Raw genomic sequence first — 13,206 nt, 5'->3', positions numbered from 1 at the left:
CTTGTCTGGTAAATCCCTGCATCCAATTCAATGGATCACACTGTTCTCCAGAGAGAGTAGCGTTGCATTACCACCGATAGCAGTGGTATTGGTTGTCCTGGTTCTTTCTGTGGCAAATCGCAATAGGTAGTGCGGCCCGCCCGCTTTTGGCCCAGTCCCCGAAAGTCCCAACCCACCGAAGGGTTGTACCCCGACCACGGCACCAATCTGGTTCCTGTTAATATAGACATTCCCCACCCTCACCCTGGAATCAATGGTCCGGCTGGTTGTCTCGTTTCGCGAATGAATGCCCAGGGTAAGTCCATAGCCTGACTGGTTGATCTGCTCAATGACGCCATCCAGTTTAGAGGCCGGGTAACGAATGATATGCAATATGGGACCAAAGTGTTCCTTACTAAGCTGATTCATACGCTGAATTTCAAAAGCCACAGGTGCAACAAAGTGGCCAGACGTTACATTGAGTGGCAGTTGCCCCTCAGCAATCAATGTAGCTGTCTCGCGCATATGGTCAATATGCTTAAGCAGTGAATGTCGGGCCGCTTCATCAATGACTGGACCGACATCGGTATCCAACTCACAGGGGTTGCCTACCTTAAGTTCCGCCATGGCGCCTTTAAGGAGTTGCAACATATTGTCAGCTACATCCTCTTGCAAGAAGAGCACCCTCAGGGCTGAGCAACGCTGTCCAGCACTGGTGAACGCTGAGGCTACTACATCTTTAATCACTTGCTCCGGTAGCGCGGTGCTATCAACTATCATGGCATTCTGGCCACCCGTCTCGGCTACCAGTGTGGCTATCGCCCCATTACGTGCCGCCAGTGATCGATTGATTCGTTGTGCTGTTTCAGTTGAACCGGTAAAGGCAACGCCGGCTATCCGTTCATCTGAGGTCAGGACTGGGCCGACCTGACTGCCCAGACCCGGAACCAGTTGCAAAACCTTGCCGGAAATTCCGGCCTGATGAAAAAGTTCTACAGCCCGTGCGGCAATCAGACTGGTCTGCTCTGCCGGTTTGGCAATGACCGTATTACCTGCCACCAGTGCGGCCATGATCTGTCCGGCAAAGATCGCCAGCGGGAAGTTCCAGGGGCTGATACAGACAAACACACCTTTTCCCTGCAGGTAGAGTTCATTCGATTCTCCCGTCGGACCATCCAGTTGCAACGCCGCCGCAAAATTATGGCGCGCTTGATGGGCATAGTAGCGACAAAAATCAACTGCTTCCCTCACTTCATCAATGGCATCCTGAAGGGTCTTACCGGCTTCTAAATGACAGAGGGCGATCAGTTCAGAGCGGTGCTCTTCAAGCAGGTCTGCAGACTTGTCCAGCATCGCTGCACGTTTTTCAACGGGCGTTGTATTCCAGCCGACAAAGGCGTGATGGGCAATGGAAACAGCCTGTTCTGCGATTGACTGATCAGCCAAGTAGGTTGAGCCGACATGGATCACACGATCAAACGGGGCATGCACGCGCATCACTTCGCCCTGCTGAATAAGTTCGCCATTAATTATTGGCCCAGCAAGCCAGCTGTGATTAAAGAATCGGTGAACCTGCTCATACAACGGTAAGCATTGGCTCATAACGTTTATATTGATGCCCCGGGAATTGATTCGGGAATCACCATAGATTTGTGGCGGCAGTGGAATCCGGTCGTTTGCCAGCGAGGCATGCTGTTTGAGTTGGGTGACAGGGTGTTCCGTCAAAGATTCAACGGGTGTCTTCTGATCAATCAGTCGATGAACAAAGGAGGAGTTGGCCCCATTTTCAAGGAGTCGTCGCACCAGGTAAGGCAGCAGATCCTTGTGACTGCCCACGGGCGCATAGATCCTTACTCGGGTATCAAAATTCTCCATGATGGTGTGATACAGCGCATCTCCCATGCCGTGTAATCGCTGAAACTCGTACTGTTCATGAGTAGCCATGCTGAGGATGCTGGCAACAGTATGGGCATTATGAGTGGCGAACTGGGGATAGAGCAGACCTTTTACCTGCTCACTGAGCAGGAAGCGCGCACAAGCCAGATAGGAGACATCGGTCGACTCCTTGCGCGTAAACACCGGATAACTTTCAAGACCCATCTGCTGGGCATGTTTGACCTCACTATCCCAGTAGGCCCCTTTGACCAATCGTACGGGTATTATGTCACCTTGCTTATTTGCCAGCGCCGCCAGCCAGCAGAGAACGGGCAGTGCCCGCTTGGAATAGGCCTGAACCACCAGGCCGAGATTCCCCCACCCTTTTGCAGATGAGTCGGTATAGAGCTGTTCAAACAAGGTGAGTGAGATCTCTAGTCGATCCATCTCTTCCGCATCAATGGTAATCCCAACATTCAGTTCACGCGCCAGGCCGATCAGCGCCAGCATGCGCTCACCCAGCTCACGTATCACACGCTGTTGCTGATGCGTTTCATAACGCGGGTGCAGTGCTGAGAGTTTTATTGAGATAGTGGGACGGGGTGACTTGGCTGTAGAGAAGGTATCATTGCCGGCGGCATTAATCGCCTGGGTATAGGCTGTAAAATATTTTTCGGCATCTTGCTTGGTGAGCGCCGCCTCACCCAACATATCGTAAGAGTAAGTAAAACCCGCCTCACGATTTTTACGACTATTGGTCAGTGCCTCGGCAATGGTCCGCCCCAGCACAAACTGCTTACCCATGATCTTCATCGCCTGATTCATCGCCTGCCTAACCACGGGCTCACTCAGACGATTGACCAGCTTGTTGATAATGCTGGCGGGCTCAGCATCAATCTGGGTGTCCAGCGTGATCACTTTACCGGTTAGCAGCAGACCCCAAGTTGAGGCATTAACCAGCAGCGACTTACTCTGCTTCAGATGTTTTTTCCAATCCGCTATGGTCAGTTTATCTTTAATCAGCGCATCGGCTGTGGCGCTGTCAGGTATACGCATTAAGGCCTCTGCAAGGCACATCAGCAAGACCCCTTCACGGGTGTCAAGACTGTACTCCAGCAGCAAGGCATCAATCATGTGGATGGCATCATCCCGTGCCCTAACCGCTTTCACCAGGTCAGTACAGGTTTGAGTAGTCTGCTTTAACAAGCGAGGCGAAGGTACCGCAAGGGAAATTAACTGTTCTAGCAATGGGGACTCATCGACGCAGTACATTGCGCTGATGGTGGCTTTCAGCTGCGACGGATCTTGCTGAATAGTGGCAATATCTAAAGCGGAATGCGCATCGAACATCACTCTTTCAACTCCTCACTCCTGAACGGTGGCCTACAGGCTAAAACTGATACAACACCATCACAAAATTGTTACGTACAATTTAGGATGCGCCAGCCTACCGTTGAGCATGGCGCGCTTCTTACAGAATGCTATGGTTTTTTATCAAAATTCTATGATTGATTGGTAAAAAATGCACAAAATAAAGCATTAATTCCCATTTAAGGAAGCATATTCATGAATATAAGTAATTGATTAACCGGCTTTTTTAATTTTAATGTTTCAGGCGGTACTGGCGTGGGGTCATAGCTATATACTGTTTAAAAACATGGGCAAAGGCACTTTGGCTGGAGAACCCGGTCTGTACACTCACATCACTCAGAGGCAGTCCGGTACGCTCTAACAAGTACTTGGCATGATCCAGCCGCTTGCGGGTAATGTACTGATTGGGCGTGACACCCATCTCCTCACGAAATACACTGAAGAAGTGACTGGGACTCATGCAGGCCAGAAGAGCCAGGTCTCTTACCAGCATCTTCCGATTAAGATTTGAATCAATGTAGGCATCGAGCACGCTCATGTTGAGTCGTTTATTCGATCGCCGTTCCTCTGCACACCGGGTGATACGCTTGGTCAGTAACTGCAGCAGGCAGACGCCAAAACTGCGGGCGAGCCCCGCATCTTCAGGATAGGCCCGCATCTCCTTGGCAGAGAGTTGAAGCAGTTGCTGAACCGGCTGATCAACATTAAAAAATCCTGATTTATCAAAGATAACTGAAGCGCATCTCGATTCAAGATCAGCAATTGACTCGGAGCCCTGTTCATCAACAGGTACATTCAGAACGAGTATTTCGTTTTGATCCACACCACAAAAGGCGTGACTAAGGGAGGAAGGTATCAGGCAACCGAGTCTATTGCTGACAAGATCACCACGACCTTCAACTTCGAATTCCGCACGCCCCTGCACACCCAGGATAAGCTGATGGTAGGCGTGATCATGTTCAACACTTTGTTGCGGTAACTGTATAACTTGTGCGTTCAGCATATTGTCTCTTCTGAACCGATGACCAAACTTAGGTGCAGCTTTTGACTGCGTCGTATGCCTGCTCAAATCTGGCTGGTAGGCCAAGTCACAGAGGATACCTCTATTATCAAATGCAATAAACCCGTTATTGTTAAAATCAGCGACTCAATTGACAGCTCAACAAAGCGGTTTCATTGGAAACAAAACACGCTAGCCAGTTGCTGCACTGCAGCCAAGCCGTTAAGCTGGAACAATTTTTAAGAACCGAAAGAACATTATGCCATCAGAACAGATCATCTTTGAACGCGGCCAAGGAGTCCCGGTTGTGCTGCTGCACAGTTCAATGAGTAGCAAAGAACAATGGAAAAGGCTTTGTGAAAGCCTACTCCCCCGGTTCCGGGTCATAGCTATTGATCTGTATGGCTATGGGAACAGCACATTTCCACCCACACCCGATACATTCACCCTCGGTGATGAGACTGCCCGTATTGAACGCCTTATTCAGGCATGCATTGGCGACCAACCATTCCACTTGATCGGCCACTCCTATGGCGGGGCAACCGCGTTGCGCTATACGTACGATCATCAGAACAGCATCCTTTCTTTAGGCCTGTATGAACCGGTTGCCTTTCATCTGCTTGAACCGGATGACCCAGGTTTAGTCATTATCCAGGAGATCTTTACCCAGATTTCAGCACACCTTACTGAAAACAAGGTTTCTGCTGCAGCGGAGGATTTCATCGACTTCTGGAGTGGCGTGGGTACCTATGCAGGACTCACTCCAGAGCGAAAACCTTTTCTGGATAAGCTAATCCACAAGGTTGCCCTGGATTTTCTGGCATTGCTTCATGAACCCCTAACCGCTGAGTCATATCAAGCGATCAACCTGCCTGCCTGTCTCCTGCGTAGTAAAGAGAGTCCACTTCCGACGCGCCGGGTAGCCGAAGTGTTGGAAAAAAACCTTCCCCAGATAGAAGCTCACTGGGTTAAAGGTGGTCATATGGCGCCCATTACCAATGCCGATGAAGTGAATCCATACTGGATCAACTTCCTTAACCATCATTGATCCTGATAGCCCTTTCGAAAATGGATAGACGAGACGGCATTAGGCATCGTTACGGTTCATGAATTAATCTTTAAAACATGGTACGTATACGGTTTAGCTGGCGATCTCCAACAGCTTTTCATTTTTAGGCCGACACTCGTAATCATAGTCGGTTTCACCATAGGCCTTAGAGTAATAGTGTCCCCACTCCAGCAACATCTCCATAATCGGTTCCAGCTGTTTGCCAAACTCCGTCAGCGAGTATTCAACCCGGGGTGGCACCTCGGCATAGACCTTCCGATTAACGATCTTCTCCTCTTCCAGCTCACGCAGTTTCTGGGTCAGCATTTTCTGGGTGATGCCCGGCACACGGCGTTTCAGATCACTGAAACGGCGGGTTTTATGGCGCAAATGCCAGAGGATGTAGAGTTTCCATTTGCCGTCCATGATATCGATAGCGACCTCAAACGGACAATTATATTCTGAATTGTTTACTTTGATCATGCCAAAACCCTTGCTACTTCCATTAGTATACTTTTAGTAAGTATCATACATTAACGTGCCTACTTGCTAATAATAACCGTAGTTGTTACTTTGAAACAACTACGGCGAATTGCAATTTAAAAACGGTCTGTTTACAGAACAGATTAACTCAAGAGGAGATAGTGTGATGAGTGACACCCAATTCCGAGCCTTGGTTGTTGAAGAGGCTGAACCCAAAAAATATGTACGTAACATCAAGACCCGCTCAATTGATGACCTCCCTGCGGGTGAAGTACTGATCAGGGTTCACTACTCTGCACTCAATTTCAAAGACGCCCTCTCCTCTGTTGGTAACAAAGGAGTCACGCGCAACTTCCCGCACACACCCGGCATTGATGCAGCCGGAGTAGTGGCCGCCAGCGATGACCCTGCGTTTTCCGTAGGTGAAGAAGTGATCGTCACCAGTTATGACCTGGGCATGAATACCGACGGTGCACTGGGCGAATACATTCGCGTACCAGCATCCTGGGTGATCAAGCGCCCAAAATCACTCAGCATGAAAGAAGCCATGATGTTCGGTACGGCAGGATTGACTGCTGGCCTGATGATAGAGGCCCTTGTGCGTAATGGTGTGAAGCCAGAGAAAGGCCCCGTGCTGGTCACCGGCGCTACCGGCGGCGTAGGAAGCCTAGCCGTTGCCATCCTGGCCAAGGCTGGTTATGACGTCACGGCGGTGACGGGTAAAGCCGAAGCCGCAGATTTTCTCAAACAGCTGGGCGCTAAAGAGGTGACCAGTCGCGATTCCATCATCGAAACCGAACGTCCGATGCTTAAAGAGCAGTGGGCCGGCGTAGTCGATGTGGTGGGTGGCGATATGTTGGCCAGTGCCATCAAGGCGACCCGCTACGGCGGCACCGTCACCTGCGCGGGCCTGGTTGGATCTCCTGAGCTCAACACAACAGTATTCCCTTTCATTCTGCGGGGTGTTTCCTTGATAGGCATTGACTCCGCCGAGTGCCCCATGATCCCTCGTCTTGAGGTATGGAACAAGCTTGCCAGCGACTGGAAACCTGACTGCCTGGAGACATTGACCACCGAGATTACTCTGGATGAAGTGGAAGCCCAATTGATGGCCATTCTGGCGGGTAAAGGCCACGGCCATACGCTGGTGAAGATGGCTTAATGGTTCCATGCTTGCGCCGCCTACATAGATTAGCAAATATTCTCCACGACAATGTCAGAGGAATCACTGGTTTACTCAAGCTGTTCACGAGTAGTTTCCGCGGCTTTAAAAAAGCATCTATCAAGTTTGAGAAACAAAAGAAGGGACACCTCGCCCGCGTCTGGAACTTCGATGGACGCAATGCAGAGCATTGCGCCATCGAGTGGTCTGGCCCCTGATTAGCTATTCCACATAGCCTCGGCGATAAACAACTATCTGGATAGATTGAATCTGCTTTCGAATAGTCAGATCAGTATATAATAGCCGCCTCTCTAACCGGGGCGGCTTTTCTTTATCCAGTGAAACGCATATGAACCAAGATTCAGAACAGGACAGGGTCTACTCAGAGCAACGAGACCGTGTGGGCGATTTTGTATTCGATCAACAAGTAGCCCGTGTCTTTCCCGACATGATACGCCGATCAGTACCGGGCTATGCCACGGTTATCAATCTCAGTGGCGTACTCGCCAGGCAGCATGTGCAAAGCAACTCAAACTGCTATGACCTGGGCTGTTCCCTGGGTGCCACATCACTTGCCCTGCAGAGCGGCATCGAGGCCAACGGCTGTAAAATCATCGCAGTGGACAACTCCCCAGCTATGTTGGAGCAGGCCCGTACACGTGTGCCAGACCTACCAAACAGGACACCCATCGACTGGGTCTGCGACGATATTCGTACAACCCCAATCGAAAATGCCTCACTGATCACACTCAATTTCACCCTCCAGTTCATTCCCGTTGAGGCCCGCAAAGCACTGCTGACCCGGATTCAGCGGGGACTCAGACCCGGTGGCATACTGGTGCTGTCAGAAAAAATCGCTTTTGAAGATCCGCAGGAAGAACATCTACAGATAGAGATGCACCACGCCTTCAAACGCGCCAATGGCTACAACGACCTGGAGATCAGCCAAAAGCGTAGTGCGCTGGAAAATGTACTGATACCTGAGACACTTGCGCAACATCAGGCGCGGCTCAAACAGGCTGGATTCGTCCGGGCTGATATCTGGTTCCAATGTTTCAACTTCATCTCACTGGTTGCTCGAAAGTGATTAATATCGATGCGCTTTGCCGGTTGATGGAGACGCATGGACTCGAGAAGTGGGCCAATCAGCTGCCTGAACAGTTGCAGCAGATCATGCAAGCACGTCCCCATGGTGATCTGGATCGCTGGATTGCTGCTATTGACCAGCTTCCCTCACTCGACGCTAAGACTATTCAGCTAAACAGCCCAAGCATCACCGCATCAAGTGAAAACCCACCTTCTATTGAAGCACTGAATAAAATCGAAACCCTGTTGCGTCAACTCCATCCCTGGCGTAAGGGGCCCTACAATCTTCACGGCATCGCTATCGACACAGAGTGGCGTTCAGATTGGAAATGGGATCGTGTCTACCCACATATCACCCCACTCAAGGGCAGAAGCGTGCTGGATATTGGCTGTGGAAACGGCTATCACTGCTGGCGAATGGCAGGTGAAGGGGCCGAATTGGTTGTTGGTGTCGATCCTACCCAGCTGTTTCTGGCCCAGTTTCTGGCGGTACGTCATTTTCTCGGGGAACAGTGGCCAGTACATCTGCTACCCATGGGAATTGAAGATATCCCAGAAAATCTCCGGGCCTTTGATACGGTGTTTTCCATGGGTGTCCTGTATCATCGGCGCTCCCCTATCGATCATCTGTATGAGCTGAAGTCCACGCTCCGCTCTGGGGGTGAATTGGTGCTTGAAACCCTGGTCATAAGCGGAGAGCAAGGGCAGGTGCTGGTACCCGAGGGTCGCTATGCGAAGATGCGGAATGTCTGGTTTATTCCAAGTTCAGCCACATTAGCCGGCTGGCTGGAACGGTGTGGGTTTACTAATGTGAAAGTTGTTGACGAGACACCCACCAGTATTAATGAGCAGCGCGCGACAGACTGGATGCATTTTGAATCACTGGTCGATTATCTCGATCCCGATGACCCTAGCCGTACAATTGAAGGTCATCCAGCCCCTCTTCGGGCCACACTGATTGCCACCTCAAGCTGATCAAGTAAATGGCTGGCGGCGCTCAGCCATGGCCTAAAGCCATAGCTGAGCGCCACACACGCCAAAACAACTACTTACTGGCAGCCATTTTCAGCGCCTGCTCAATAGCATCAGGTGCATCCGATATCTTCATGAACGTACTCATAGTCAGATCAGGGAAACTCTGGGCAATTCGAAATTTACCATGCAGCATATACACCTTGTTTCCTGAAACCAGCATATCATAGGGCAGATGTGCGGTATGACGTAGATCGGCCTGATCAATTATTTGCATTACCGGTTCATCCGATCCTGCACCCTGCTTCACCGCCACATTAAACAGCACCTCATCTTTGCCACTTATTTCTATGCGGGATATCTTGCTGACCCCCCCCTTGCCTGCCGCGAGCCCTGCCTCAACAGCTTCAAGCGCGGCCTGATGAGAATCATAACTGGCCAGTTCGACCTGCTCATCAAAATACGGCATAAACATCATGTAGTGATACTCTCGCAGGTTTTCCACCGTACGACCGCCTTCTGACCCAAAGGCTTTGTCGTTACCCAGAGCCACCTGCAGCTGATTTCCCGCTGCAGCGAAATCCCCGGACATGCGATAGACGTTGCCCATCCATTGCGGGTTGGTATAGCTCACCTGAACCATGCCATCTCTCTGCGTCAGCGAAACACGTAACGCCGCACCATAGCCACCCCATTGGGTAGCTGCCGCCTGTTTGCGTAGTCCTTCACTGGTGATGACCAGGATATGTGCGCCCGCATAGGGTGCATATTCACCCTCAATAGAAAATCCCGCCTTCTCCAAAGCAGCCGTTACTGAGGATAGTTTGTCGGTTAGTGAAACTTGCGAAGTCTCAGCAAGAATAAAGGGACGAAGCCGCTCTCCTTCCTGGGCCACAAGTGAAAAACTGGAAAACAGTAGTGACAGTAGCAAGACTGCCCATTGAACAGATCGCATAGAATCCTCCCAAGATGATGATGGGTCTTTTACAGACCTCTTTTCTCCGTACTTCAGTACGTTCTTAAAATCTAACAGATACGGGATGAGAATAACATTTGAAATTTTTATTTCGGTAATAAGCTGTTAACCAAATTAACCTTATTATGTTGCAGCTTATTGCAAAACGGATCGTATAAATCAGGCATTTCACCTTGCGCTGTTGAGCGTGCAATCGATAAAATGACCTTGATGGTTCCAAACGGCATCAGCCGATGGGATTAAAACGGGAACACGGGAAGGGTAAACCTTGGCCGTGGCTGCCCCCGCAACTGTAGTCGGAGAGTTCGTGTCATCTTGCCACTGGAGAGATCCGGGAAGGCGACACAAGAACGGTGACCCGCAAGCCAGGAGACCTGCCATCATCCACTTATCTTCTCAACGGGGCGGGGCGTCCCAAAGGAACAAATTAATGATGAACACGCTTATATCAGCGGATAGTACCGCTGTTTCACTCGCTTTCCATCCATGCAATCCAACATGTCAGGTCCCGGGCTTCCGTTACTGACTTTAGCGCCATTGCGCTTTTTACTCACAGATTACATGGGAAGGAATGATGCATTACAGTGACCCTGCGGCGTTTGCACAGCGCCTGAATAGCTGCCTGAGTAAGGCCCGAGTTTCTCAACTGGAATTGGCCAATAGAACCGGCCTTAAGCCAAGTCAGATAAACCATTTTTGTTGTGGCAGACGTCTACCCAACCTCAGAAATTTTACTAAAATTTGTCAGTCACTCCCGGCCGCAGACCCACGCTACCTGATGGGACTAAAGCATACTTGAAGCCTATCGCTTCTGGTCACTTTGCAATCAATACCGTTATTGTCCATGCTAGAGATGTGATGAGAAAACCTAATTTCTATAGCAATCAGGATTATGATCGCCTGGATCGTTTTCGAGATGATCCAGACTGGCTTGCCCATGTTATGCGATCAGATCAGACCCGCTTGTTACCCTTATGGCGTGGCCGTCATTTGGTATCAGAGGATCATCGACCCATCGCCTATCCGGCCAATAAGGATCGGGGGCTGATTGATCTCGCCAGTGAATGCGTTTTACTGGGGAGAGATAATAATCAGACAGTCTGGTTGGCCCTGGATATATCAGCGATTGATGAGGCAGCCGCTTCTCTGATCGGCGATGAAACCGATTGCTTCAGTGATTTGAGGACAGTAGGCCCTCTGATCGACCGACAAAGTGGCGCCATGCTCGCCCACGCGCGGGCAATGTTGCACTGGCATCGACAACACCGCTTTTGTGGCCATTGCGGCAGTCGAACTTCATCGACACGCGCAGGCCATTTACGCCTCTGCAGTAATCCTGATTGCGCACAACAACATCATCCAAGAACAGACCCAGCGGTCATTATGCTGGTGCAAGATGGTGATTATTGTCTGTTAGGCCGACAGCCTTCTTGGCCATCCGGTATGCACTCAACACTGGCCGGCTTTGTCGAACCGGGTGAAAGTCTGGAAGATGCCGTGGCGCGAGAAGTACAAGAAGAGGCCGGCGTTCTGATCACCGACATACGCTATCACTCATCACAGCCCTGGCCATTCCCCTCCTCCATTATGCTCGGTTTTTATGCGACCGCTGTTACTACCGATATTAGTGTGGATGGGATTGAACTTGAAAGCGCGGGATGGTATCACCGAAATCAGCTGTTAAACTCACCTGAGAATGAGTTGTTTCATCTTCCCAGACGAGACTCCATCTCCTGGCAACTTATAGAAACCTGGATGAAGCAAGGCGCATCATAATCAAAACAAAAGGGGTGATGAAGCACCCTTCATCACCCCTTATATCGATCATCACATCGGCTTTATTTAGGCAGATAGGCCTGCAGACTTTCAACCATCTGTTTGGCAGAGATTCCATGGGCAAACTTGGTAATAAATTCCCCATCCGGGGCCATTAGAAACACACTGGCCGAGTGATCCATGATATAGAGATCTGGATCACCGCCTTCTTCGATCACCTTCTCATACCTCACCTTGAACTGCCTCGCTACCCGCTCCACCATTGTCGTGGTACCGGTCAGGCCGACAAGATCCTGATTAAAGTATTTGACATAGTTCTTCATCACCTTGGCATTATCCCGCGCGGGATCAACGGTAATAAAGTAGGGTTTGATGAGTGCTGCCTTTTCACCCAACATATCCAGGGCCAGCGACATTACCTGCAATGAAGTTGGGCAGATATCCGGACAAAAAGTATAGCCAAAATAGATTAGCTGGAACTTGCCCAGCATATCCTTTTCCGTAACCAACTTGCCATTGTGATCAATCAGCATGAATTTGCCCCCAACCTTCGCCGTCAATGGAAGCTCATCATCTATTTCCCGGGGTTCACTTGCCGTGCCACTGTACTGCAGACAGTTTTTGATCGTATCCGTATTCTGCTGCATAAGATCGAAGTAGAGTTCCGGGCCCGCAGCAATCGTTGTCCCAAAACTATCCAGCACGCCTATATTGATATCTACCCCCTCAGTCAGCAATGAAAACTCGGGCATTGACATCTCGCGCTCAGTCAGTAGACAGGCGTAATAGCCCTCTTTCAACTTTACGTGACTCATTAGTAACTGACTGGCGTCGACGGGTTGTTCTGGCGATTGCGCCATCACTCCCCGGATTTTTAGTGCATAGGCCTGCTCAAAATATTGCAACGTATCAAAATAAGCCATGCCAACACCGCTTTTAAGACCCCGGTAGCCATATTCTAAACGGCGATCCAGCTCCGCTACACGAGCGAGCAACTTATCTCTATTGCGTTTATAGAGGTGTGCCCTAGCCACATCCGCATCCGTGAGTGCACGCGCCAGTTCATCCACCAGTATCAAGGTGTTTCTACTGTCCATCCAAAAGAAAGGATCCCGATCTGCACTCGCCTCACTCTTCGCCCAACGCGATGGCAGTATCTTCAGTTCGGGATTATCCAGCAGCGTCAGTACCTGAATACCCTTGTCAGAAGCTGATCGAACAGGTTCGATCATAAACTTCTCCAATTCCGGCCCAACCCAGACAATGACATTGGCTGTAGCAATGCGTAATTTTTGCTGCTCGTTCAACGCATAGCCAAAGGGTATGGCATCATCCTCGAGTAACAGATCAGGTCCATCTGTACCCGCCATCAATCCAGCCAGGATAGAATGAACCGGTTTGATGGTGGTAACCACTCGAAATGGGTCATCCGCCAGAATGCTCTGACAGAAAAGCATCAGAACAAGACTCAGCAAAGT

Annotated in this window: 11 protein-coding genes and 1 riboswitch; of the genes, 6 read left to right on the top strand and 5 right to left on the bottom strand. The window is 50.2% G+C overall.

Going from position 1 to position 13,206, the window contains the following annotated elements; all coding sequences use genetic code 11:
* Positions 1-27: 27 nt before the first annotated feature.
* Both putA and FHP88_RS00910 read right to left on the bottom strand, forming a co-directional pair.
* Positions 28-3,204: a bifunctional proline dehydrogenase/L-glutamate gamma-semialdehyde dehydrogenase PutA gene (gene putA / locus FHP88_RS00915; RefSeq protein WP_144357110.1), complete on the bottom strand. Its 3,177-nt coding sequence runs from the start codon at positions 3,202-3,204 to the stop codon at positions 28-30.
* A gap of 253 nt (positions 3,205-3,457) precedes the next feature.
* Complete coding sequence (locus tag FHP88_RS00910) at positions 3,458-4,228, bottom strand: AraC family transcriptional regulator (RefSeq protein WP_144357109.1); 771 nt, start codon at positions 4,226-4,228, stop codon at positions 3,458-3,460.
* Positions 4,229-4,484: 256 nt separating this feature from the next.
* On the opposite strand from FHP88_RS00910, the gene FHP88_RS00905 reads away from it, so the two are divergent.
* Entirely contained in the window at positions 4,485-5,273 is a 789-nt protein-coding gene (locus FHP88_RS00905) for an alpha/beta fold hydrolase (RefSeq protein WP_144357108.1), read from the top strand.
* 93 nt (positions 5,274-5,366) lie between these two features.
* On the opposite strand, the gene FHP88_RS00900 is transcribed toward FHP88_RS00905, so the two are convergent.
* Positions 5,367-5,756 (bottom strand): winged helix-turn-helix transcriptional regulator, encoded by a 390-nt coding sequence (locus FHP88_RS00900; RefSeq protein WP_144357107.1) that lies wholly within the window; start codon positions 5,754-5,756, stop codon positions 5,367-5,369.
* A 166-nt stretch (positions 5,757-5,922) separates the two neighbouring features.
* On the opposite strand from FHP88_RS00900, the gene FHP88_RS00895 reads away from it, so the two are divergent.
* The 3 genes from FHP88_RS00895 (at position 5,923) to cmoB (ending at position 8,979) form a co-directional block, all read left to right on the top strand.
* Positions 5,923-6,918: a YhdH/YhfP family quinone oxidoreductase gene (locus FHP88_RS00895; RefSeq protein ID WP_144357106.1), complete on the top strand. Its 996-nt coding sequence runs from the start codon at positions 5,923-5,925 to the stop codon at positions 6,916-6,918.
* A gap of 349 nt (positions 6,919-7,267) precedes the next feature.
* On the top strand, positions 7,268-8,005 hold the full coding sequence (cmoA, locus tag FHP88_RS00890; RefSeq protein ID WP_144357105.1) for a carboxy-S-adenosyl-L-methionine synthase CmoA: 738 nt from the start codon (positions 7,268-7,270) through the stop codon (positions 8,003-8,005).
* Complete coding sequence (gene cmoB / locus FHP88_RS00885; protein ID WP_335341588.1) at positions 8,002-8,979, top strand: tRNA 5-methoxyuridine(34)/uridine 5-oxyacetic acid(34) synthase CmoB; 978 nt, start codon at positions 8,002-8,004, stop codon at positions 8,977-8,979. The genes cmoA and cmoB overlap by 4 nt, the downstream gene beginning before the upstream one ends.
* Before the next feature lie 70 nt (positions 8,980-9,049).
* Here the strand turns inward: cmoB and FHP88_RS00880 are convergent, their stop codons facing one another.
* Complete coding sequence (locus tag FHP88_RS00880; RefSeq protein ID WP_144357103.1) at positions 9,050-9,931, bottom strand: hypothetical protein; 882 nt, start codon at positions 9,929-9,931, stop codon at positions 9,050-9,052.
* Positions 9,932-10,146: 215 nt separating this feature from the next.
* A riboswitch (cobalamin riboswitch) is annotated at positions 10,147-10,349 on the top strand.
* A 174-nt stretch (positions 10,350-10,523) separates the two neighbouring features.
* On the opposite strand from FHP88_RS00880, the gene FHP88_RS19500 reads away from it, so the two are divergent.
* Both FHP88_RS19500 and nudC read left to right on the top strand, forming a co-directional pair.
* Positions 10,524-10,751, top strand: coding sequence for a helix-turn-helix domain-containing protein (locus FHP88_RS19500; protein ID WP_420492986.1), 228 nt, complete (start codon positions 10,524-10,526; stop codon positions 10,749-10,751).
* A 59-nt stretch (positions 10,752-10,810) separates the two neighbouring features.
* A complete protein-coding gene (nudC, locus tag FHP88_RS00875) occupies positions 10,811-11,728 on the top strand; it encodes an NAD(+) diphosphatase (RefSeq protein ID WP_144357102.1) in 918 nt (305 codons plus the stop codon).
* Between the two features lie 62 nt (positions 11,729-11,790).
* On the opposite strand, the gene FHP88_RS00870 is transcribed toward nudC, so the two are convergent.
* A complete protein-coding gene (locus FHP88_RS00870; protein ID WP_144357101.1) occupies positions 11,791-13,185 on the bottom strand; it encodes a metal ABC transporter solute-binding protein, Zn/Mn family in 1,395 nt (464 codons plus the stop codon).
* Between the last annotated feature and the right edge of the window lie 21 nt (positions 13,186-13,206).

The sequence above is a fragment of the Sedimenticola selenatireducens genome (genome assembly GCF_007625115.1).
In the GTDB taxonomy this organism is placed as follows: Bacteria; Pseudomonadota; Gammaproteobacteria; order Chromatiales; family Chromatiaceae; genus Sedimenticola; species Sedimenticola selenatireducens_A.
The sequence above is the reverse complement of the archived record's forward strand: the minus strand, read 5'-3'. Positions and strand labels throughout refer to the sequence as shown.